Source organism: Asticcacaulis sp. EMRT-3 (assembly GCF_030027245.1).
Lineage (GTDB): Bacteria > Pseudomonadota > Alphaproteobacteria > Caulobacterales > Caulobacteraceae > Asticcacaulis.
The window spans coordinates 1,441,239-1,465,033 of the sequence record NZ_JASERT010000001.1 but is presented as its reverse complement, the minus strand read 5'-3'; the positions used below and the strand labels follow the sequence as shown (position 1 = coordinate 1,465,033).

The following is a 23,795-nucleotide window of genomic DNA, read 5'->3' as shown; positions in this document are numbered from 1 at the left end:
AAATGTTTTACAGGCTTGTTATGCCCTCCGGTAGATTTATGACAAACCTGCGGTGACGATGTGCGCCGGGCCAAATGCGCAAGGCTCGAAGGTACAGATTGGAATATGCGCAAAGCTAAAGCGGGGTGTCTTCTCCCGGCGAAGCCTGAGGCTGCCGCCGAAAGGGGAATCCCTGTAACGAACAGGCAGGAAAACGGATATGTGTTTGAAAGCCCTTCTTCTGGGTGCGGCGGCCACAGTAATGGCCATGACCGCTGGTGCGGCCTATGCCGATGCCTCCGCCGCCGGTCATCCCGACTGGCCGGGCGCAGGCCAGCTTTTCGTCGGAGCCTGTTATCAGCCGGTTGATCGCTCGCCTGAAGAAATCCGCAACGATATTGCCCTGATGAAGAAGGCCGGTTTCAAAGTCGTGCGCATGGGCGACCTGTCATGGGACTATTTCGAGCCCGCCGAGGGCGCCTATACCTTCAAGGCTTTCGATTCCGTCATGGATCAGATGAACGCGGCGGGTATCAAGGTCATTCTCGATATTTCAGGCCTGCCCGCGCCGATCTGGCTGCATTATAAATATCCCGGCGTCAATCTGGTGGCGCAGAACGGCACGACCCTCTATCCGGCCGAGCGCTATATGGATGACATCAGCGATCCCGACTACCAGCGCCTGGTCAAGGATTTTGCCGACACGCTGACCAAACATTATGCCGACCATCCGGCCTTGCTGGCCATCGGTTTCGATAATGAGATCGGCAATGGCTTCATGTCGTGGTCGGAAGCCGACCGCCAGCGTTTTATCGTCTGGCTGAAAAATCGTTACGGAAATCTCGATACGCTGAACAAGGTCTGGGCCACCCAGAACTGGTCGCGGCGCATCGACAACTGGGACGAGGTGCGCCTGCCCTATGGCGACGGGCCGGGGCCGTTCGAGCGCTATCTCGATCTGCATCGCTTCTGGTCGGACGTAACCGTGAATGATCTGAAGGATCTCGAAGCGATCCGCGAAAAGAATGTGCCCGACAAGCCCGCCATTTCGAACCTGTGGCCGGGTGCTGGCCGCAAGGGCTTTGACTATCTGTCATCCTATCGTGACTATGTCAGTTACGGCGCCTTCGGCTATTATGCCGGTGACCCGATCAGCGGTGCTTTCGAGACTATGTGGATGAAGGGCGCGCTTCAGACGCCGAGCTGGTTTAACGAATTTCAGGCGGGCGGCGGCGGCTTTTATGGTGCGAAGGGCTATTCGCGGATGCTGGCCTATTTCGGCCTGATCAATGGCGGACAAGGCTTTCTCGCCTGGACCTTCAACAGCCATCTGGGCGGTGAAGAACAGGCCCTGTTCGGACTGGTCGATCACGATAATACGCCGTCATGGAAGCTGGGTGAGTGGGGCCAGATCGCTTCGGAATTCAAGACGATGGAAAAGATGGGCTTCCCCAGAAAGCTCGACCCGCAGGTGGCCTTCGCCTATTCCTTTGACACCGCCATCGCCACCACGCCTGTCAGCCCGTCCAATACGGTCAAGCAATATATCGCCATGCCCTATCTGGATCAGGAGCATAATGCCTTTGCGCCGATCTTTAACGATAATATCGACACCGCCGTCATCAATGTCGGCCACGAAGACCTGAGCCCCTACAAGCTGGTGGTGGTGGCCGGTGATTACCTGATGGACAAGGCTTCGGCCGACCATCTGCGCGCCTATATCCAGAATGGCGGCACGGTGATCATGACCGCGCAGTCGGCCAAGGTGGATGAGCATAACCAGTGGTTCGATACGCCTTTGCCGGGCCGCCTCAGCGATGTGTTCGGTCTGAAAACCAACGAATTCTACCGCAATAGCGGGCCGCTCAAGGGCAAGATCGGCGATACCGAATTCGCCACGACCAATACCTTCTATGAGATTCTCGAACCCTCAACGGCGAAGGTGATAGCGCGCTTCTCCAATCTCGACGGCACGCCGCCTGCCGTTACGGTCAATAAATTTGGCAAGGGTCAGGCCATCTATGTTGCGGCTATGGCCGATCCATCCATGTTGCAGGCCCTGTATCGCAGCCTTTACAGTCAGCTCAGCATCGTCCCCGGCCCGAAGACGCCCGAAGGTGTCTATGCGCGCGTGGTCGATGGCCGGACGCTCTATGTCAATGCCAGCGGCAGCGCGAAGGATGTGCCTGTCGATGGTGATAAAAAGGGCCTGCTGTCCGGCAAGACCTGGCACGGAACGCTGCACCTCGACAAGGACGGCGTCGATCTGCTGCAATAGGGATTAACTTCAAAACAAGAAACAGGGACAGGAACATGGTTGACATCAATAAGCGAAATCTTCTCGGTATGCCGCTGGTGGCGGCGCTTGGTCTGGGCGTGGCCGGTGCGGCCAGCGCGGCGGCGCAGACGGACGGCGAATGCAAGCCTGCGCCTGCGCCCGACTATCAGTTGCCGATCGCCCCGGGCCCGTTCAAGCCGACGGCGGCATCACTGGAAACCTATCAGGCGCCCGACTGGTTCCGTAACGCCAAGTTCGGCATCTGGGCGCACTGGGGGCCGCAGGCCGTGCCGCGCCAGGGCGACTGGTACGCGCGCTTCATGTATGTGCCCGGCCATCCCGACTATGACCACCACCTCAAGACCTACGGCCATCCGTCGCAATTTGGCTATAAGGACATCATCCCGTTGTGGACGGCCGAGAAATTCGACCCCGAAGCCCTGATGGACAAGTATGTTGCCGCCGGTGCGAAATACTTTGTCAGCATGGGCGTCCACCACGACAATTTCGATCTGTGGAACTCCAAAACCCACCGCTGGAACGCGGTGGCTATGGGGCCGAAGCGCGATGTGGTCGGCGAATGGGCAAGAGCCGCGCGCAAACGCGGCTTACGCTTTGGCGTGTCAGAGCATCTGGGTGCCAGCCATAACTGGTGGTATCCCAGCCATCTCTATGATCAGTTCTGGCCGAAACTGGGCGTCAATTACGATGGCGCCGATCCCAAATATGCCGATCTCTATCATCACAATACCGACGAGCCCTATAAGGGCGACGCTGCAACCTGGTACACCACCGATCCGGCCTATCATCAGATGTGGTTCAACCGCATCCATGATCTGGTCGATTCCTATAAGCCCGATCTGCTCTATTCCGACGGCGGCATTCCGTTCGGTGTGGTCGGGCGTTCGCTGGTGGCTCACCTCTATAATCAGAGCGTTGAGGCGGGCCGGGTGCAGGCCGTCTATAATTGCAAGGCGCTCGGCTCGGGCGAATTCTATCCCGACGCCTGCGTGCAGGATGTCGAGCGCGGCGTGCTGAAGGGCATCAATCCGCTGCCCTGGCAGACCGATACCTCGAACGGCGACTGGTTCTACAGCGACAACTTCACCTACAAGACCGCCCCCGAAGTCATCCACATGCTGACCGACATTGTCAGCAAGAACGGCAATCTTTTGCTCAATGTGGTGCTGTACGCCGATGGCAGCCTGCCGCCGGAATCGCAGACCCTGCTTGATGAACTGGCGGCGTGGATGAAGGTCAATGCCGAGGCGATCCACGATACCCGTCCGTGGGTTATCTATGGCGAGGGCCCGACCGAAGCCGCGGGCGGGGCCTTCCATGAGGGCGACGACTACACGCCGCAGGACATCCGCTTCACCACCAAGGGCAGCGACCTCTATGCCATCACGCTCGGCGAAGCCAGCGGCAGGGTATCTATCGCCGCGCTGGGCCGCAAGGCGGGCCATGAGAAACGCGCCGTGCGCAGCGTCCACCTGCTGGGCGCAGACAAGCCTCTGAAATTTCGCCAGACGGACGCCGCCCTGCAGATTGATCTGCCGGCCAGCCTGCCCACGCGCCATTCAAGCGCCTTCAAAATCAGCTTCAAGGCCTGACCTGGCTAGAGCGGTCTGCATTCTGATTGAATCGGTCAAAGGCATGCAACCCGCTCTACATTTGACGTTTTTCCGCATCTCGCATTCAATTTTTAAGTCAAATTACATGCTCGTTGCTCTCGGGAGGAAACCATGCGGCACCTGAAAATCGCCAACGTCGTTTTCGCGCTGGCGCTTCTGGCCGGAGTCCAGGCCCATGCCGATGTGGTCAAGGCGCGGCTGGCTTCGGATACGGGGCTGGCCCTGTCAACGGAAAAGGGCGTGCTGCGCCTCGATCCGTGGAGCAGCAAGATTATTCACGTCACCTTCGGCGCGCCCGGCTTTTCCGGTAATTATAATCCCGCCGTGATCGCCATGCCGTCAAAGGTGGCCTTTCAGGTCAGCGATACCGGCATGGCCTATGTCCTGACCACGGCTGATCTCAGCATTGAGGTCGATAAGGCGACGGCGCGCACCCGTTTTTACGACACGTCACATCACCTGCTGTTGCAGGAAGGCGACCGCGATACCGGCCTTGGCGCGACGCAGGATTTCCTGACGAAAACACCGATCTATGGCCTGGGCCAGCACCAGAACGGTTTGCTCGATTACACCGGTGCCACGGTTCATCTGCAACAGGCCAATACCGATGTCGGCGTGCCGATGATGGTGTCGCCGCTGGGTTTCGGCCTGTTGTGGAACAACGCCTCGGTCATGGATGTCGATGTCGGCGTGGCAGGCAAGCCGCCGCTGGAGATACGCAACGAAACCGGACCGGGGATCGATTACGACTTCATTGCCGGGCCGGAAGTTCACGACATCATCGCAGGCTATCGCTGGCTGACAGGTGATGCGCCGATGATGGCGCGCTGGACCTGGGGCATGTGGCAATCGAAGGAGCACTACGCCACGCAGGCCGAACTGATCTCGATCCCGGCGCGCTACCGCCAGATGGGCGTGCCGATCGACGCCGTGGTGCAGGACTGGCAATACTGGCAGGCGGGCCAGTGGGGCGCGCAGCGCATGGATCCGGCGCGTTATCCCGATCCGAAGGCGATGGTGCAGGCCATCCACGATATGCACGTCCACACCATTATCTCGGTGTGGCCGCGTTTTGATCTCGGCACGGATACGCTGGCCGAACTCGAGAAGGCGGGTGCGGTTCTGCCCGGTGTCTATCCCAATGTCTATCCGCCCGGCTGGGGGCGCTGGTATGACGCCTGGAACCCGAAAGGCCGCGACATCTACTGGCATCAGATCATGAGCCGCCTCGGCGTCTTTGGCTTCGACGGCTGGTGGCTGGATGGCGACGAGGCCGAACTGGGCGGCACCAAGGGCGAGATGCGCGAGATCGCTACCGCCGCCGGGCCGGGCATTGAGGTCAATAACGCTTTTCCGCTGATGCACACGACAGCCGTGCATGACGGTATGCTGCGTGACCAGCCCGACAAGCGCGTCTTCATCCTGTCACGCTCGGCCTATGCCGGTCAGCAGCGCAACGGCGTCGTCACCTGGTCGGGCGACACCCATGCCAGTTGGCAGACGCTGCGCAATCAGATACCGGCGGCGCTGAATTTCTCGATGAGCGGCATTCCTTACTGGTCGGCCGATATTGGCGGCTTCTTCAGCCCCGATCAGGCGAAAGACCCGTCCTATGCCGAGCTGTTCATCCGCTGGCATCAGTTCGGCGTCTTCAATCCGATGTTCCGCATCCACGGCGCGGGCAATGGCAAGGAGATATGGACATTTGATCCGGCGACGCAGAAAATCCTGATCGATGATGTCAAGCTGCGCTATCGCCTTTTGCCCTATATCTATGCGACCTCGTGGGACGTGACGGCGCATCAGGGCACGATGATGCGGGCCCTGGCCTTCGATTTCCGCAGCGATCCCAAGGCCTTGACCGTGACGGATGAATATATGTTCGGCAAGACGCTGCTGGTCGCGCCGGTGCTGGAGGCGGGCGTCAAGACGCGCAATGTCTATTTGCCGGGCAGCGGCGACTGGTACGACGTCTGGACGGGCGTGCGGCAGGCGGGCGGCCAGACCGTAGCGGCGGCGACGCCGCTCGCCCACATTCCGCTCTATGCGCGCGCGGGCAGCATCCTGCCACTGGGGCCGGTCAAGCCCTATGCCGATGCGCCGAGCAAGGCCCCGACCGAACTGCGCGTCTTTCCGGGCCGGGATGGCGACTTCACCTGGTATGATGATGCGGGCGACGGCTATGGTTACCAAAAAGGCCAGTACGCCACTATCGCCATGCACTGGGACAATGCCGCGCACACACTGACACTGGGCGCGCGTCAGGGCCAGTATACGGGCATGGCTTTGCAGCTTGCCTTGCGCGTCACGTGTAAGCTCGATAAGGGCGGACGCCTGATCCGGTATGATGGCAAGGCGCAAACCGTCTCCCTGACGGAGTGCCGGTAAGGCTATTTCAATAGAGGGACGTGATGAACGCCCCACGATCTATCCGACAGACAGGGTGCGATATGGAACCGATCTACTATATTCTCGATCTGAAAGACGATCCTGCGAAAATCGAAAGCTACAAGGCGTGGCACCAGCCGGGCAAGCCGCCCGAGGCGGTGACGCGCGCCATCCGCGAGGCGGGCATTGCCGAGCTGGAAATATTCCTGACCGGCAATCGCATGGTCATGGTGCTGACGCCCGGCCCCGATTTTGACCACAGTGGCAAGAACCAGTCGGAAAGCGACGATCCGCAAGTGCAGGCCTGGGAAACGCTGATGTGGCAATTTCAGCAGGCGCTGCCCTTTGCCGCGCCCGGTGAAAAATGGGTCCGGCTGGAGAAGATATATGCGCTCAGCGCTCAGCCCTGAGGCGGATTGCGGGTGAGGCGCAGCGGCTGGCGCGCCGCATCGAGCCACACCACCAGATCGGCGCGGTGCGGCATTTCGTGCAGAATATGCCGGGTCAGCCGCTCATAATACTGGATAAAACGCGCTACTTCGGCATCGGACATGATATGCGTCCCCGTCTGCGCGTGGCGGCGCAGGGCGTGTTCCTGTTCGGTGCGCCACCGGGCGACGATGCTGAAATCAGGGGCCGCCAGCAGAATACGCATGTCGAGCCTGGCGAAAAGATCCTGATAGGCTCCGGCCAGCGCCTGATTGACGTAACGCCGCCACAGGCCATCCGGGTCTTCGCGCTTTTCGAGATCATTGATCGGCGTTTCGAGATCGGCCGCAGCCTGCGACCGCGCCCCCACACACCAGCCTTCGAACAGCACGACATCGCACGCGCCATCCACCCGTTTCCATTCCGATGACGGCCGCCTGTCGTCCATAGCCTTGTCAAAAACCGGCAGGCGCGTGGCCCGACCCGCCGCCAGACCGTCGAAAACCGATTGGGCCAGGGCCAGATCATGCGTGCCCGGCGGGCCGCGCGTCGCCAGCAGAGGATGTACATCCCGCGACAATCGCTGGCGTGCGGCGTGCGTCAGATACAGATCATCGAGGGAAAGCGTCGCCACACGCCAGCCGTCGCGGCGGAGCGAGCCCCCGAGCGCCTTGGTCACCGTCGTCTTGCCGGAGCCCTGCGCGCCGCACAGGCCGATGAACAGGGGGCGCGCGCCGCCGGTTTTCAGCCTCTGCGTCACGTCAGCGGTCAGGGCGGGCAGCAGAAGTCCGGTCATGCTGAGTCTTCTTACAGGAGTTTAGAGCGTTTCCCCCAAAAAGTGGATCCGCTTTTTGGATAAGGAAGAGCGATAAAACAAAAACTTAGAGCGCCGATCTGAGTCTATCAGATCGAGCAGCAATCTAAACAAGCCGGTTGATCACTGCCTCTCCGGTGAAGAAATGGTCGAGAGTGGCCACCACCTTATCGCCCATAGCCGTGCGGGCCTCAAGTGTGGCATTAGAGCGGTTAGCATTCTGATTGAATCGGTCAAAGGCAGGCAACCCGCTCTACATTTTACGTTTTTCCGCATCTCGCATTCAATTTGTAAGTCAAATTAAACGCTCGTTGCTCTAGCGTGTGTTCCGATCGACTGGATCGGATTGGCGCTCTAAGTATTGATATGGTGCAGGCGCGGTCTGGCTATGCGCACCGCACAGGAATATGCTGGGCGCTGCGGGCTGATCGAGGCGCGGCGCTGATCTCGCAGGTGCGCCGCGACACATCGGCCTTTGACGCGGCCAAGGTGACGGTCAGGGCCAGACTGGCTTACTGAAACCACACGAACGGCGCGAATTGTCTTCACAATGCCATGTGGGAAGCCTAAGCTTTTGCTGAAGAATCTCTTTTGTGCCTGCGTGATGCGCGTAGGCGGGGCACCTCATGTCGCTGTTTGGTCAGAATGTAAGTCCACACCTCAACGATCTGCTGCTGGGTAAGGCGGTCAAGCGGCCGGTGCTGCGCGGCGTGGCCCTGTTCAAGCGCCATTTGCAGGGCTCGGAAGTCTGGTTCATCGTGCTGGCCGCTGCCATTGGTCTGGCGGCGGGGGTGATGGCGGCCCTGCTCAGCCACACCGCCCACGCCTTACAGTCCTTGCTGTATGGTTTCACCTCCGACCTGCGCCTGAGCGCGCTTGAGCGTATCAAGCCCTGGCATTTGCTGGCCCTGCCGCTGGGCGGACTGGTGCTCGGCCTTGTCCGGCTGATCTGGCCGCGTCGTACCCGTTCGCCGATCGACGTGATCGAGGCCAATGCCCTGTATGGCGGTCGCATTCCTTTGCGTGACAGCCTGATTGTGTCGCTGCAAACCCTGATCTCCAATGGCTTTGGCGGCTCGGTCGGGCTGGAAGCGGCCTATGCCCAGATGGGCGGCGGCCTGGCGTCAAAAATCGGCCAGTGGCTCGATCTCAAGCGCGCGTCTTTGCGCACCCTGGTGGGGGCAGGGGCGGGTGCGGCCATCGGCGCGGCCTTCAATGCGCCGCTGGCCGGCAGTTTTTATGCGTTTGAGATCGTGCTGGGCGGCTATACGCCCGCCGCACTGGCCCCTGTGGCGGCGGCGTCTCTGTCGGCGGTGGTGGCGGCCCAGTTGATGAATAGTGAGCCGTTCGTCATCGCCAGCACGATGGGGCGCGACATCGCCTTATCCGGCTATCTGCTGTTCGCCCTGCTCGGCGTGATCTGCGCCGGGGCAGGTATCATGATCATCCGGCTGGTCGGCAGCGCCGAGGCTTTGGTGCGCCGCCTGCCGATTGGCGATGTGTGGCGGCCGCTGGTCGGCGGTATCTGCCTGATGCCGGTCGCTTTCGTGGCCCCGCAGGCCCTGTCGTCCGGTCATGGGGCCATGCAGTATTTTCTGGCCCAGTCTTCGTCCGTCGCCACCCTGTTAGCGGTTTTCGTACTAAAAATGTGCGGCTCGGTTTTGTCCCTGGCCTTCGGATTTCGCGGCGGTCTGTTTTTCGCTTCGCTGTTTCTGGGCTCGCTGCTCGGCGCGGCCTTCGCGCTGATCGTCAATCATCTCTGGCCTGCCGCCGGACTGGATGTCACCAATTCGGCCCTGGTCGGCATGGCGGCCCTGGCCGTGGCGATTGTCGGCGGGCCGATGACCATGTCGCTGCTGGTGCTGGAAGTGACCCACGATTTCGCCCTGACGGCGGCGGTGGTGACGGCGGCTTTGTGCTCCAGCGCCATTATGCGCGAACGTTTCGGCTATTCCTTCTCGACCTGGCGGCTGCACCTGCGCGGCGAGGCCGTCCGCAATGCGCGCGACATCGGCTGGGTGCGCTCGCTGACCGCCATGCAGTTGCTGCGCAAGAACCACACCACATTGCCGGATACGATCAGCATCGGGGCCTTGCGCGAACAGGTGCCGCTTGGCTCCACCAGCCGCGTGCTGCTGGTCAATGAGGCCGGTGATTATCGCGGTCTGGTACTGACCGCCGAAGCCTATGGCGAACAGGTCGAGGCCGATACGCCCGCCAGCCAGATTGCCCGCCAGACCGAGGTCTATGTGCGGCCCGATATGGACATTGCCGCCATCCAGCGCGTCTTCGAGCATTTCGGTGTCGATGATCTGGCCGTGGTCGGTGAAGATCACAAGCTGCTCGGTATCCTCACCGAAAAATATGTGACGCGGCGCTATGCCGAAGAACTGGAACGCTCGCAGCGTGATTTCTTTGGCGAAAACTGATTGCGCATCGCTCCGGCCGTCCCCATGTCCACGGCATAACATACAGGAGCCCTGCCATGATCGAACTCTATTACTGGCCTACCCCTAATGGCCATAAGATCACGATGTTGCTGGAAGAGGCGGGGCTCGATTACGCGATACATCCGGTCAATATCGGCGCGGGCGATCAGTTCAGGCCGGACTTTCTCGCTTTTTCACCCAATAACCGGATGCCCGCCATCATCGACCGCGCGCCCGCCGATGGCGGCGAGGCGATCACGGTGTTTGAATCGGGCGCGATCCTGACCTACCTCGCCGAAAAGACCGGACGCTTCCTGCCCGCCGATGTGCGTGGCCGCAAAGCTGTGATGGAATGGCTGTTCTGGCAGGTGGGCGGGCTGGGGCCAATGGCCGGTCAGAACCACCATTTCAGCCAGTATGCGCCGGAAAAAATCCCCTATGCCATCCATCGTTATGTCAATGAAACCAATCGGCTTTATGGCGTGATGGACCGCCGTCTGGCGGGTCATGCCTATCTCGGTGGGGCCGATTACAGCATCGCCGACATGGCCAGCTATCCGTGGATCGTGCCCTATGAGCGGCAAGGCCAGAAGCTGGAGGATTTTCCGCATCTGAAGCGCTGGTTCGAGGAAATTGCCGCGCGTCCGGCCACGGTGCGCGCCTATGAAAAGGGCGCGAACATCCGTAATGAGCCACCCAATGAAGACACCCGCAAGGTGTTGTTTGGTCAGACGGCGGCTTCGACTAAGGCTTAGCTATCTGGCAAGGCTTAGTTATCTGGCCAGTCATACCCCTCCGCCGACGGCGTCGGCACCTCCCCATAAATGGGGAGGAGGGTTGTGCCGCTTTCAGTTGCGGTGCGCGGCTATAACAGGCTGCCTGTTATTTCTTGCGAAGAGTCTTCGCACACAGGGCGTAAGGCGGCGCGGGCGCGTAAGTCCACCGGCTGGCGCTTCAGCCAAGGTGTCCAGTCTTCGGGTGGCAGAACCACCGGCTCGCGGTCGTGGATCGCCTGCATGTCGGAGCCCGCGCCGCGCGTCAGTATGGCGAAGCTCCAGATTTCGCCTTCCGCCAGATAGGCCTCGTCCCATAAGCCGGCAAAAGCGAGCGGCTGGTTGTCGGCGCGGGTGACGCGCCATCTGCGCCGGGCGGATTTAGGGCCAGACCATTCGTAAAAAGCAGTGGCGGGCACAATGCAGCGGCGATAGCGCCATGCGCCTTTAAACACCGGCTTGATCGAGGCTTCCTCAAGGCGGGCATTGAAGGTGGAGGCCTTCCACTCAGCCAGCGCGCCGCGATACCATGACGGGATCAGGCCAAAGCGCGCCGGTATCTGCTCGATGGCGCCGGTTTCAGGATTTTCAATCAGGATCGGCGCGCCGCCGGTCGGGACGATACGTTGCGGCAAGGCCCCGTCGTCACGCACGGCTTCGCGCAGGGCGACGATATTTTTCAGAAGAGAAAGCTGTGTCAGCGCATCGAACTGTCCGCACATAAGTGTTGCTCCTTATGTGCGGACAACTCGGTTCCAATGCACCCCCCGGTGCAAATCCTGAGAGGCTAAAAACAGGATTTTGCTATTGGAATCGTGTTGTAACAACACAGGATGACAAAACCATATCATGCGCCCGCCTGCCATCACGAGAATCCGTGAGGGGCGGCGATCATGGCTGGATATGGCCCTGCATAATGCCCTTGACCACGGCGGTGACGCGGTTGCCTGCGTCGAGCTTGCGGAAGATGCTGCGAATATGGGTATCGACCGTATTGCGGCTGATGCCCATAATGGTGGCCGTATCGTCGTCGGTCTTGCCCGCCGCGATCCAGCTCAGGATTTCGCGCTCGCGTGGCGACAGATAGCCGACCTCCGGCTTCGGCGGCAGGCGATGGCCGTGCAGGCGCTTGAAGGCGACATAAAACTGGTTGCACAGGGCGTTGATCAGGTCGAGATGGGCGGCCGCGCCATCCTGAGGCTCGGAAGAGGCCAGACCGACCCCTGCCACCAGGGCGCGTTCGCCACGGATGGGCACGCCAATGCCCGAATGAAGCCCCGCTTCGGCGGCGGTGCGCATGAAGCGGATCTGGCTGTCGCTGATCGAGTCGCTATCTTCCAGCTCCTGCCAGGTGAAGGCGTAGGCGTGGGTTCCGCCGGCGCGCAGCACCGGATCGAGCCGGGCATAGTCTTTTTCGATATATTCGCGCGTCCAGTCGTCGGGATAGGTGGTGTAGAGGCCCGATTTGTTCAGTTCCGGCGGCAGGTCGCGGTCAAAAGGCACGGAAAAGATCAGCCGGTCATAGCCATATTGCCCCACAGCCTTTTGCAAAAGAGCGAACAGTTCATCACCCGAACGCGCATAGGCGGTATCCGTGATGAAATCTTCGAAGCGATAAAACTGGGTACGATCAAGCATGAGGGCAGGGATGGGCGGCCTTATTTGGATGTCGCCTTTGTAACATGTCCCGTTACAGTCGTCGCCGTCAATTTACCAAACTTGATCAACTTATCCGCCGCCTTCCTGCCGTGGGTCAGGCGCGAAGCCCGTTAGCTGGCCTCGGTCTGGCGCAGCAGCGAAAAGCCGGAATCGCCGTCGATCCAGGTGTCGCGGTCGCGCACAACCGCCTGACTGGGCAGCATCTGCGTGGCCACGCCCATGCCGGATGTGGGCTTCACCGCCGTGCCGATGGCCATGAATTCGATCAGGCCCTGACCGATTTCGATAATATAGGTTTTGACGCCGACCACCTCTTCGGCACCCAGCGAATCGGCTTCGCGTTTCAGCCGTTCGATGCAGTGTTCGCGTGCATCGTGTACCAGCGTCGTCAGTTCGGAAATTTCACCGCGCGCCAGCGATTTCAGCGCCGAGAAGATGCCGCCCACCATGCCGAGCGAATAGATGGAGGTGGACATCAGAAGCTTGACCGGCGCATAGCCCAAACTGGCCATCGACCACAGTTCTTCGCCGGTCAGATCGGACGTGGCCACCTGACCCGAAGGCAAGCCCGGATGGTGCATGGCCGTGCCCGTCATCACCATTTCATGCGTGCCCATCCACGGCAAAACCGTGGTGCGAATGCCCAGCACGGCATTGGCTCCATCGGCGGCGGCAGCGGCGCTGATCCGTTCCAGCGCCTTGTGGCGGGTCTTGTTGAAAATGTCGGAATATTCCGAGATTTCGCCGCGCGCCAGTTGCTTGAGCGCGCCCAGGATGCCGCCGCCCACCCCCATCGAATAGGCGATATTGCCAAAGACGTGGTGGATCGGTTTGTAGCCCGCATCCATATGGCAATACAGTTCCTGCGCATCGCCCGCCGAGGTGAAGAAGCGACCGGAAGGGCCCTTGACGCAGGAGCCGACAAACAGGAATTCGGTATTGCCGGACAGGCCGCGCAGATTTCCTGACACCCCGGCCACGCCCGATGCGCCGTGCGTTTCCGCTTCGGCGGCCATGCGGTTGAAGGCGTGCATCCGGCCATCCTGAATGATCTGCGTCACCTGCGGGATTTCGCCGCCCAGCATATTATTCAATCCTGCGCCGATCGAGCCTAAGAAGCCCATCGAATTGACGCTGTTGCCCACCACCAGTTCGCCGGGCTTAAAACCTTTCAGCGCCATGCAGTAGATTTCGTTGCCCGATAAACCGGTGACGCTGGCCATGATCCTGCTCCTGTAGGGATGGTTTTATCGGCGCAGGGTGCTGCCGCTTTTGCCGCCCTGTCAACGGGAATCGCGGGCAGCTTTACCGCTTTTTTATGAGCCTTTGCTCTGTCCGCTGACGAAACTTATTCGCCCGATGTTAAGGTGGTAAGCGATGCTGGGGGGGGCATGATGGAGAAACTATATGCCTTTTGACCCGAATGGCGCTGCACGCCATGACCGGCGACCGGAACGCGGTGAGCCGGTGCCGCAGCAAAATCGGCCTTTACGCTCGCGGATGCCGATGAGCGAGGACAACAAGATGGGACTGGTTTTGCTGGTGGTGGCGCTGCTGGCCATCGGCAGCTATACGCTTCTGGTGTTCAGCGGTGTACTGGGCGGTCAGCAGGGCTAGAGCGGTTTGCATTCTGATTGAATCGGGCAAAGGCATGCAACCCACTCTACATTTTACGTTTTTCCGCATCTCGCATTCAATTTGTAAGTCAAATGAAACGCTCGTTGCTCTAGGCGTTACCGTTGTAAGCCGCTATGGTCTGCGCAAAGCCCGGAGACCCTCATGACGGCCTATACCGACATCCGCTATGCCAGCGCCGATGCGCGCCTGACCCTTTATGCGCGTGATTATGGCGGCGAGGGGATGCCTGTTCTGTGTCTGCATGGGCTGACGCGCAACAGCGCCGATTTTGAAGCCCTGGCGGCGCATCTGTCACCACATTATCGGGTGATTGTGCCTGATATGCGCGGGCGCGGCCTGTCGGATAACGACCCCGAGCCGCTTAACTATCAGCCGCTTGTCTATGTCGGGGATGTGTTCGGTTTGCTCGGCGAGCTGGGCCTTCCGCGCTGCGTGATTATCGGCACCTCGATGGGCGGCATCATGGCCATGCTGATGGCCAATCTGGCCGCGCCGATGGTGATCGGTGTGGTCTTGAATGATGTCGGCCCCGAACTCGATCCGGCGGGGCTGGAACGCATCAAGACCTATACGGGCAAGGGCGGGCCGGTGCGTGACTGGGTGCACGCCGCCGAGCGCACGCGACTCGTCAATGAGGTGGCCTTCCCGGACTACAATGAGGCCGACTGGCTGGCCTTTGCGCATCGCACCTACCGCGATACGCCGCAGGGGCCTGCGCCCGCCTATGATCCCGATATTGCCAAACCGTTTCAGGCTGCCGATGATGGCGCGGCTCCGCCCGACATGTGGGGCCTGTGGGATAAGATGCAGGCCGTGCCGGTGCTGGCGATCCGGGGCGAATTATCTGATCTGTTATCGCCGCAGACCTTTGAGGCGATGCAGGCGCGCCATCCCGATCTGCAAGCCGTCACAGTGCCCGGACGCGGCCATGCGCCGATGCTCGACGAACCGGTGGCCGTGGCGGCGATTGACGGGTTTTTGCAGGCGATGGCGGGGCGGGTGTGAGGCGGCTTGATAGCGAGAGCATGATGACGTGTGCTTGTATCGCATAGCTTTCCCTTCTCCCCATGGTGATGGGGAGAAGGTGGCCGGAGTGAAACGAAGGCCGGATGAGGGGTTTGGCAAGCGCATGAAGAACGCCCCTCACCCGGTCGCCTGCGCTGCGCTTGGCTCCCGTCCTCTCCCCGCTACGCAGGGAGAGGGAAGTAAGCGATTTTAACTCATATCATCCCCCTTTAGCAGGAGGTAGGCTCTTCTTCGCTTGGTTGCGGGACCGTAACCACATGTTGCCAGAGCGTCCGCATAGGATAGCCCTTTGGGAAATCTGGAGTGAGGTCAACTCTTAACACGCCCCCCTCCGCATCATGCGAACTTAACCGTGCATCACAAATCAAGGGTACGGCCTGTGTCCCTTGCCCTGCCTCAATAATCCTTTGAATACCGTACGCTGACGCTGGTGCCGTTGACGCCGCCGGTCTGCGACAGGATGCTTAAAGCCTTGCCCAAAGCGATCTGGAACTGGGTGGCGGTGAAGCCCTTGGTGTCGGTGACGATCTCGACATAGACATTATTGGTCAGGTACTTGCCCGCCGCCAGCGAGGTGCCGCGACCGGTGGCGGCGTCGGCGCTGACCACGCGCAGGCGGTCGATACCGGTGGCCGAACGTAGGGCATTGAGCGGATTAAGCTTGTCGCCGCCACCATTCAGGCTGTTGACGGCGGCGGCCAGTTGCAGGGCTTCGGTGGGCGAGATATTGGCGACGCTTTCGCCAAACAGCATCCGCGACAAAACCTCGTCCTGCGGCAGGGCAGGGGTGGAGGAGAAGCTGATCTGCGGGCGTTGGGCCGAACCGCTGATCTTGATAATGCCCTGGATGTCGGACAGGTTGGCGCTGGCCGACAGGTCGATTTCAGGATTGGTGACATCGCCGCCATCAAAGGTGATGGTGCCGGAATCAAGGTTGAAGGCGCGGCCCGCAAAGCTGTAATCGCCGCGGATCGCCTTCATGCTGCCGACGACCTGAGGGTCATCGCTGGTGCCGCCGACGCGCAAATCAGCCGACCATTCCGAATCGAGTCCCATGCCCGACACGAACACCTTATTGTCGGCGCGGATGCGCACATTGAGCTTCCATTTGCTGGGCGCGCCGCCGCTATCGGCTGGCGGGGTCAGGCTTTCGCCCTTGCGATGCACGCCATCCAGCACATTGATCTCGGCGGCGCCTTGCTTGACGACCTGATATTTGAATTGCGGCAGGCGCAGATCGCCCTTGATCAGCGGACCGTCGGTCGGGTTATTGACGACATCGAGCGTGCCCGACACCACCGAATTGATGGCGTCGGAGCGCGCCAGCCGCGCATTGACGAGGTCAGCGTGCAGGGCCATCGGGAAATGCTGATCGGCGGCCAGGCTGAGCCAGCCCGACGCCTTGACAGTACCGTCGCCCGCCTGACCGGAAAAGCTGTCCAGTTGCAGCCGGTCGCTGGTAAAGCGGCCATCGAGCGCGATATGGGTGATGCGGGTGCCGAGCTGTTCATTGTCATAGGTCAGGTTATTGGCCTTGATCACGCCGTTAAGCTGCGGGCTGGCCACCTGGCCCGACACATCGGCGGCTACGGCCACCGCGCCCGCCAGTTGCTGACGTGGCAGACCGGCCAGCGAAAACGGTACGCCCGCCGGGCCATTATAACGCACGCCGCCGGACAGATTGCCGTTCTGGAGCCGCTGTGTCCAGTCCTGGCCCGCGCCGGGGGTGAGGTTGAGCCTGACGCGGCCGATCACCGCGCCATTCAGGCGCACCAGAGCGTGGGCGTAATTGTCCTGCGTCTGGCCATCGGGATCGAGGCGGGCATCGAGATCGAGATCGACGGGGGCCGAGGCCACCGCCGCCGAGGAGCGCGAGAAATCTTTGACGGTCAGGCGGGCGTGCATGGAAGGCAGGCCATCGCCGCTTTGTGTGAAATCGACGGCGCCATTGGCCACGCCATTGACGCCGAGATCACCGGCGAACAGATTGGCCACCGACAGATCGAGATCGTGCAGCCGCAACTGCGCCGTCTTCTGCGCGCCGAAGCGTCCGGCAATGTCGAGCCTGCCCGCGTCCATCTTGATCGTGGTCGGGGCCAGCACCCAGTCTGCGCCCGATTGGGTGATGCGGGCGGGCGCATCGGTATGGAAGCCTATGCCATTGGCCATGCCCTGCGCCGCCACGCGGTAGAGTCCGGGCGACAGGTCGGCACTGACGGCAATATTGAGCGGCACGCCGTTCTTGCCGCTGGACGCGCCATTGGCCACGGCCCTGATCGTACCGGTCTGACCGATCAGCGCCACTTTGGCGCGGCCCGTGGACAGCACCATATTCTGATAGTGAACATCGGCCATCTGCACATCGGCATCGATCTTCGCCTGATCCTGCATGAGAAGGGTGGCGTCGATGATGGCACGGCCAATATGGATCGGCACATTGCCCGGCACATCAAACTGATTGCCGATGGCGTGGAGGGTGGCCCCCTGAGCCGTATTTATGGCGGCCAGCTTCGCTGTGCCGTTGAGGCCCGCGCCGGACAGGGCCAGCATACCCTCAAAGGGCCCGGCGGCGTTCTGGGTCAGGGTTCCGGTCATGCCGACACCGGCAAAATCGGCGTGGTGGATATCGATGGTGAGCGGGCTGCCGGTATGGATCAGGGTGTCGGCGGTGAAGGGGCCATAGTTGCTGCCGCCATCACCCTTGACCGCAAAACCGTCGGGCGTAGCGTCGAAATTCGCCGTCACATTGGCAAGGCCTATGCCCAGCCCCGGATGGGCGGCATGGAGTAGGCCGCTGGGATGGTCGATCGTGCCGGACAGCGCCAGATCGGCGGGGCCATAATCGGCTGATTGCGCCGTCGCCTTGAAGAGGATCGCGCCATTATTCCGGCCCGCCGTGGCCAGTGTGCCATTGCCTTGCAGCGACAGTTTGGGGGCTTTCAGATCAAGGCCCCTGATCGCCAGCACGCCATTGGGCGCATAGGCATAGCCGCTGCTGATCTTGGCATTGCCGCCCAGTGCCCTGGCCAGCCCGTCATTGAGGATCTTCGTCGTTTGGGCGGTGAGCGTACCGTTCACGGCCAGTCCGGCATGGGTGTAGGCCAGCTTGACATGGCTTGAGGCATTCAGCTTGGCGAGATTTTCCACCGTGTAATTGTTGAGGCTGGCTTGTGCATTCGCCGTATATTTACCGGCGGCGAGATCGGCCATGATCGTGCCCGTGGCCTTCACGCGGTCGGAGCGGATGTGCAGGGTGTCGCTGGTCAGCGTTGCGCCGTTAAAGGTCAGTTGGCCGTCGAGTTTCAGGTGCATCAGCAGAGGATCGACCTGCGCATTGATGCCGGTCAGGCTGTCGAGGCGCGCCTTCAACGGGATGATCAGGGCCGTGCCGTCGGCGTGGCTCTCGGCATGGCTCTGACCTTGGGCATCGAGGCCACTTAAGGCGATGCCGCCGAGGCCAAAGCGTTTGGCGGTGATGTCATATTGGATTTTCGGCGTAGCAAAGGCGCCATCGAACAGCAGATCGGCGTGCAGGTCGGAGGCGTTGACATCCTTGCCGAGCGCATCTGGGCGCAGCAGGCGGGCATGGACTTCGAGTTTTTTGAAATGATTATGCGCCAGATCGACGACGCCCAGCGCCGTCACCTTCATGGCCTGCGAGGCAAGCTGGCCGTTGAGATCGAAGGTGCGATCCTGCATTTTGGCGATCATATCCACCGTCACCTGCGGCTCCAGCAGGGCCGCCGATTCACCGCTTAAGATGCGGTCGGGATGGGTGCTGCCCTTGATATGGAACACGCCGCTCTGGGCCGTTACACCAAGATCAGCCAGGGTGTCGGTGCCGAAATCGGTGGTGAGATGGCCCTGCCATTGCTTCCAGCTTCCCTTGCCGGACAGGTCGAGCGAGAGCGGCTTGCGGAGGTGCAGCAGGCCATCGACCACGCCATCTTTTGGGGCGCGGGCATGGGCGTCGATGTCGAGCCTGTCGGCGTCGGGCACGGCCTCAAGGCGCAGATCGAGCCGGTCGCCCTTGTCGCTCAAGGCTTCCAGCAAAAGCCGTGCCTCGCCGTGCACTATATGGGTGGCCCCGCCGATGCGTAAATGATAGGCCTGACCGGTGACCGGTGCATCGATGGCGAGATCGGCCACCTGCAAACGGTTGATGTCGATGCGCAGATCAGGCAGCAGCGGGCCAGCCGGTTGCGCTGGTTCAGGATTGAGCACGGGCTGACGCAAAACCTCAATGCGCGGCGCGTCCAGATCACGAATATCGACATGCTTGTCGAGATAGCCGAACGGTCGCCAGTCGAGATTCACCACCGGCGCTTCGATGAAGACGCCCTTGGTATCGAGCACCTTCAGCCCGTGCAGGGTCATCTTGCCGTACAAAGAGCCGTCGATGCGGTCGATCTGGAATTGCAGGCCGGAATTGAGCTTGATGCCGGTGGCCAGTTGCACCAGCAGGCGGCGACCCGGCGGGGTATTGAGCGCGGCCAGAAACACACCGAGCAGAACCAGTATGGCGGCGATGGTGAGGCCGACGCGGCGCGCGATCACGCCCCAGCTTATGTCGCTCAAGGAAAAACCGGCTTTGCGCGCCACTTTTTCAGCGACCTCCTTCGCCTGCTCGATGGGCGTTTCGGTATGCGGCGCGGGCACGGTGTCTTCCGGCCGGTCGTCCGACAGGTTCAAAGGCGCTTTCGGTGGTTTTTTGCGGCCTGCCATGACGTTCCCCCTAGAAGCTCTGGCCGATGCCGACATAGAGCGCCAGCAGGGGTTCGGTTTTCTGGCGGTCGAGCGGGGTGGCGATGTCGATGCGGATGGGGCCGAAATTGGTATAGAGACGCGCGCCGATGCCGACGCCGACACGCAGGTTCGAGAAGTTGGGCGTGGCCGAGGCATAGGCCTGACCTGCATCGATGAAAGGCACGATGCCGATGTCGCCGATGCGGTAGCGCGCCTCGATACTGGCCTCGACCACGCTTAGGCCGCCGGTCGGATTGCCGCTGGCGTCTTTCGGGCCCAGGCTCTGATAGGCGAAGCCGCGCACGCTGCCGCCGCCACCGGCATAGAGCCTGCGCGACGGGGCGATGTCGGCCAGACTGCCGCCGAGCAGCGTGCCGATGCGACCGCGCACCGCCAGGACCAGTTTTTGCCCGACCGGATAATAAGAACTGGCGTCGAGAATTTCGCTGACATTGGAGCCGCCATTGGATAGCGAAACCTGCGGCGTCGTCTGACTGGCCAGGCGGTAACCGGTGGTGGGGTTGAGCAGGTCGTTGGAGCGGTCATAGCCGATGCGCACCGGAAAGTCCGTGTAGTAATAATCCTGCCAGAGGGTGGTGGCGTTGTGGCTGAGATTGTTCGATTCGCGGCTGGCCTCGACATCGAAACCGTAGGACCACGTCCAGACCTTCTGCCACAAAGGTGTCGAGCTGCGCGACACCGTGCCGGAAATGCCGGTCGTATAGGCTTCGTAGCTGTCATAGATATTGTGGCTGGCCGTGGCGCTGAGCTGGAAGGTGCGGTCGCGCTTTTTGGCATTGGAGCGGCGGAAGGTGGTGGTCAGGCTCTGCTGTTGCGTGCCGAGGGCGCCGGTCAGGATCAGCGCGCCTTCGGGCGGGAACTTGTTGCGGTTTTGCCAGCTTCCGGTGGCGGTTAAGCCTTCGCCGGTCGAATAGCCGATCTCGGCAGCCAGTGTATGGACGGGCCCGGCCTGCTGATGGACGAGCAGATCGACATAATCGCTGCCGTCGGGCGCCTTTTGGTCGGTGGCGACCGGCTCGACCGACACGCTGCGGAACAGGCCGGTGGCCACCAGAGCGTCGCGCAGGTCATTGACCTTGCGGTTGTCGTACAGCTCGCCGCGCGAGAAGCGCGTCAGTTCGCCGACATGGGCGGCGCTGAAGGCGGGCTTGCCATCGGTGCGGAAGCCGCCGAAGCGCGAGCGCTGGCCCGTATCGACATGCAAACTGTAATCACCGGTATCCTTTGTCGGGTCGAGGGCGATGTCACGCGCGCCCACCTTGACGAACGGATAACCGGTCTGCTGCATGACCACGCTGACATTGGCCTCGGCAGCCAGCACCGTATCGGCCACGATCGCATCACCCTGAGCCAGAGGCAGGGCATTGCGGATCAGGTCGGGCGGTTCGGTCGGGTTGGCGTCGATGGCGACAAGGCCGAAATGGTAAAGCGGCCCCGGCACGGCCACCAGTTTCGCTCGGACCGGGCGGTTCGGATCGGGAGCGGGTTTGAGCGTGGTGGTGACGGTAGCGTCGAAATAGCCGCGCGAATTGAGCAGGCGTAAGATCAGGGCCTCATCCTCGCTGGCGCGCGCCCGCACCATAGCGATATTGGCCGCCTTGCCCTTGCCCGTCTCCAGCGCGCTCAGATCCTTGAACTGGCTGGCCACGCCGGCGTCTTTCAACCCGGTCACATCGGTGGTGTAGCTGATCTGCGCCACCACCACCGGGGCTGAGGCGGCGGGCAGGGGGCTGACATCATAACCGGCCAGTGGCGGCAGGGGCGCGTCGAGTTCGCTGTCGTCGCTGGCCGTGACGGGCGGCAGGCTGGTGGCGGGCGTTTCGGGCGTTGCGGCAGGCTTTGTTACAGTGGGCGGCAGTTCGCCGGGTGTGCCGGGGGGCGGCGCTGTGGTCTGGTCGAGAGACGGTAGGGCAGAGTCGAAATCGGAGTCGCTGATAATGGGCGGATGGGCTTGGGTGACCGGCGACGGATGATCCTGCGCGGCGGCGGGCGGGGCGCACAGGGCAAGGCACAGGGCCGTCAGCACCGGAAAAACGGAGGCGGCAAGCGGCGCGAAACAGGCGGGCGGATTCGAGATGGAAATGTGCCTCGGAGAAAAAGCATAAAGGGCTGTCAGTCTGTCTATAGCCTTGCCTGAATTAAATGTGCGCAAAAAATCGATATGGAAACGGTGAAAAGCCGTAGGCGGCGGGATTGGGAATTTGAGCGCAAGCGGCGGAGTGCGGGTGAGGAAGACGTAACTTAGTGTGGCGTGAAGGTTTGGATGAACCTATATTCGAAAGATCACACCATGACCCATGCCGCCTCGCTCATTCCCGAAACCGATCCGCGCTGGCAGGCCGTCTGCGCCCGTGTGCGCGAGGCCGGGTTTTTCTATGGCGTGACCACCACCGGCATCTATTGTCGCCCGGCCTGCCCTGCGCGGCGGCCAAGGCTGGAAAATGTTGCTTTTTTCGATACTTGCGCGGCGGCGGAAGCGGCGGGTTTGCGCGCCTGTCTGCGCTGCCGTCCCCGCGAAGATGACCGGCAGGCGGCTGTGGTGGCGCAGGCCTGCCGCCATATCGAAACGGCGGAACAGATGCCAGATCTCGATGCGCTGGCGCAAGAGGCGGGCCTCAGCCGCTTTCATTTCCATCGTCTGTTTCGCCAGCTTACCGGGTGTACGCCGCGCGCCTATGGCCGGGCTTTGCGCGAACAGCGCGTCCGTGACGGCTTGCAGGGCGAAGGCAGCGTCACTAAAGCGCTTTACGACGCCGGTTACGGTTCGGGCGGGCGCTTTTACGAAGCCGCGCCCGCCGTGCTGGGCATGAGGCCGGGGCGCTATAAAAAGGGCGGGGCGGGCGAAGCCATCCGGTTCGCCGTCGGCCAGTGCCGACTGGGTGCGATTCTGGTGGCCGAAAGCGAACAGGGCTTGTGCGCCATCGCGCTGGGCGATGATCCCGAAGTGCTGGTGCGCGACCTTCAGGATCGCTTTCCGGCAGCGCAGCTTATGGGCGATGATCCGGTCTTTGCGGCGAAGCTGGCGCAGGTGGTGGGGCTGATTGAGATGCCGGGCGTAGGTCTGAACCTGCCGCTCGATATTCGCGGCACGGCCTTCCAGCAGCGTGTCTGGCAGGCCTTGCGCGCCATTCCGCCGGGCCAGACGGCCAGCTATGCCGAGGTGGCGGCGCGCATCGGTGCGCCCGCCGCCGTGCGCGCCGTGGCCGGGGCCTGTGCCGCCAACACCCTGGCCGTGGCCATACCCTGTCACCGGGTGGTGCGCAGCGATGGCGCGCTGTCGGGCTATCGCTGGGGCGTGGCGCGTAAGCGGGCTTTGCTGGATCAGGAACGAGCGGACTGATGCAGGCCGAACTGTTCGATCTGCCGGAGCCTGAAGCTGAGCCCGCGCCTGAAGGTTTGCATATCCTGCGCGGTTTCGCCGTGCCGCAGGACAAGGCTGTACTGGCGGCGGTGGCGGCCATTGCCGCTGCCGCGCCGTTTCGCCGCATGACGACGCCGGGCGGACAGGCCATGTCGGCGGCCATGACCAGTTGCGGCGCATGGGGCTGGGTCAGCGACCGGCGCGGCTATCGCTATCAGCGTCATGATCCACAAAGCGGCCTGGCATGGCCCGTTATGCCCAAAGTGTTGCAAGAACTGGCGATCAGCGCCGCCGCGCAGGCCGGTTTTGCGTTTGCGCCCGATTCCTGCCTCATCAATCTCTATGAACCGGGGGCGCGCATGGGCCTGCATCAGGATCGGGATGAACCTGATGACAGCGCGCCGATTGTTTCGCTGTCGCTCGGTTTGCCGGTGATGTTCCTGTGGGGCGGTATGCGCCGTCAGGATCCTGTGCGGCGCGTCGAACTTCGTCACGGCGATGTGGCGGTGTGGGGTGGGGCTTATCGCCGGGCCTATCACGGCGTGGCAGCGCTGAAAGCCGGACAGCACGCTGTGACCGGCGCGCGCCGCATCAATCTGACTTTTCGTAAGGCAATTTAG

17 protein-coding genes are annotated in these 23,795 nt (G+C 61.7%); 11 read left to right on the top strand and 6 right to left on the bottom strand.

The window, feature by feature from the left end:
• Positions 1 to 199: 199 nt before the first annotated feature.
• The 4 genes from QB905_RS07020 (at position 200) to QB905_RS07005 (ending at position 6,689) form a co-directional block, all read left to right on the top strand.
• A complete protein-coding gene (locus QB905_RS07020) occupies positions 200 to 2,257 on the top strand; it encodes a beta-galactosidase (protein ID WP_282973935.1) in 2,058 nt (685 codons plus the stop codon).
• Between the two features lie 35 nt (positions 2,258 to 2,292).
• Positions 2,293 to 3,870, top strand: coding sequence for an alpha-L-fucosidase (locus QB905_RS07015; protein WP_282973934.1), 1,578 nt, complete (start codon positions 2,293 to 2,295; stop codon positions 3,868 to 3,870).
• A 132-nt stretch (positions 3,871 to 4,002) separates the two neighbouring features.
• Complete coding sequence (locus tag QB905_RS07010) at positions 4,003 to 6,279, top strand: glycoside hydrolase family 31 protein (protein WP_282973933.1); 2,277 nt, start codon at positions 4,003 to 4,005, stop codon at positions 6,277 to 6,279.
• 62 nt (positions 6,280 to 6,341) lie between these two features.
• Complete coding sequence (locus tag QB905_RS07005) at positions 6,342 to 6,689, top strand: L-rhamnose mutarotase (protein WP_282973932.1); 348 nt, start codon at positions 6,342 to 6,344, stop codon at positions 6,687 to 6,689.
• Here QB905_RS07005 and QB905_RS07000 read toward each other — a convergent pair.
• Positions 6,680 to 7,504 (bottom strand): kinase, encoded by an 825-nt coding sequence (locus QB905_RS07000; RefSeq protein ID WP_282973931.1) that lies wholly within the window; start codon positions 7,502 to 7,504, stop codon positions 6,680 to 6,682. The genes QB905_RS07005 and QB905_RS07000 overlap by 10 nt on opposite strands.
• A gap of 384 nt (positions 7,505 to 7,888) precedes the next feature.
• Between QB905_RS07000 and QB905_RS06995 the strand changes: the two genes are divergently transcribed.
• From QB905_RS06995 to QB905_RS06985, 3 genes are all read left to right on the top strand, one after another.
• Complete coding sequence (locus QB905_RS06995) at positions 7,889 to 8,041, top strand: hypothetical protein (protein ID WP_282973930.1); 153 nt, start codon at positions 7,889 to 7,891, stop codon at positions 8,039 to 8,041.
• A gap of 107 nt (positions 8,042 to 8,148) precedes the next feature.
• Positions 8,149 to 9,951: a chloride channel protein gene (locus tag QB905_RS06990; RefSeq protein WP_282973929.1), complete on the top strand. Its 1,803-nt coding sequence runs from the start codon at positions 8,149 to 8,151 to the stop codon at positions 9,949 to 9,951.
• Positions 9,952 to 10,007: 56 nt separating this feature from the next.
• Complete coding sequence (locus QB905_RS06985) at positions 10,008 to 10,706, top strand: glutathione binding-like protein (protein WP_282973927.1); 699 nt, start codon at positions 10,008 to 10,010, stop codon at positions 10,704 to 10,706.
• Between the two features lie 110 nt (positions 10,707 to 10,816).
• On the opposite strand, the gene QB905_RS06980 is transcribed toward QB905_RS06985, so the two are convergent.
• The 3 genes from QB905_RS06980 to QB905_RS06970 all read right to left on the bottom strand — a co-directional run bounded on the left by QB905_RS06980 (position 10,817) and on the right by QB905_RS06970 (position 13,606).
• Positions 10,817 to 11,446 (bottom strand): SOS response-associated peptidase, encoded by a 630-nt coding sequence (locus tag QB905_RS06980; protein ID WP_282973925.1) that lies wholly within the window; start codon positions 11,444 to 11,446, stop codon positions 10,817 to 10,819.
• Between the two features lie 169 nt (positions 11,447 to 11,615).
• Positions 11,616 to 12,362, bottom strand: coding sequence for a LuxR family transcriptional regulator (locus QB905_RS06975; RefSeq protein WP_282973924.1), 747 nt, complete (start codon positions 12,360 to 12,362; stop codon positions 11,616 to 11,618).
• Positions 12,363 to 12,493: 131 nt separating this feature from the next.
• Entirely contained in the window at positions 12,494 to 13,606 is a 1,113-nt protein-coding gene (locus tag QB905_RS06970) for a heavy metal-binding domain-containing protein (RefSeq protein ID WP_282973922.1), read from the bottom strand.
• Positions 13,607 to 13,790: 184 nt separating this feature from the next.
• Between QB905_RS06970 and QB905_RS06965 the strand changes: the two genes are divergently transcribed.
• A complete protein-coding gene (locus QB905_RS06965; protein WP_282973920.1) occupies positions 13,791 to 14,000 on the top strand; it encodes a hypothetical protein in 210 nt (69 codons plus the stop codon).
• A 162-nt stretch (positions 14,001 to 14,162) separates the two neighbouring features.
• Entirely contained in the window at positions 14,163 to 15,026 is an 864-nt protein-coding gene (locus QB905_RS06960; RefSeq protein ID WP_282973918.1) for an alpha/beta fold hydrolase, read from the top strand.
• Positions 15,027 to 15,443: 417 nt separating this feature from the next.
• Here QB905_RS06960 and QB905_RS06955 read toward each other — a convergent pair whose 3' ends face one another.
• Positions 15,444 to 19,772: a translocation/assembly module TamB domain-containing protein gene (locus QB905_RS06955; RefSeq protein ID WP_282973917.1), complete on the bottom strand. Its 4,329-nt coding sequence runs from the start codon at positions 19,770 to 19,772 to the stop codon at positions 15,444 to 15,446.
• Between the two features lie 10 nt (positions 19,773 to 19,782).
• Positions 19,783 to 21,840, bottom strand: a complete 2,058-nt coding sequence (locus tag QB905_RS06950) for a BamA/TamA family outer membrane protein (RefSeq protein WP_282973915.1) — start codon at positions 21,838 to 21,840, stop codon at positions 19,783 to 19,785.
• A gap of 264 nt (positions 21,841 to 22,104) precedes the next feature.
• Here QB905_RS06950 and ada point away from each other — a divergent pair, with 264 nt between their 5' ends.
• On the top strand, positions 22,105 to 23,154 hold the full coding sequence (gene ada, locus QB905_RS06945) for a bifunctional DNA-binding transcriptional regulator/O6-methylguanine-DNA methyltransferase Ada (protein WP_282973914.1): 1,050 nt from the start codon (positions 22,105 to 22,107) through the stop codon (positions 23,152 to 23,154).
• Entirely contained in the window at positions 23,154 to 23,795 is a 642-nt protein-coding gene (gene alkB / locus QB905_RS06940; RefSeq protein ID WP_282973912.1) for a DNA oxidative demethylase AlkB, read from the top strand. The genes ada and alkB overlap by 1 nt, the downstream gene beginning before the upstream one ends.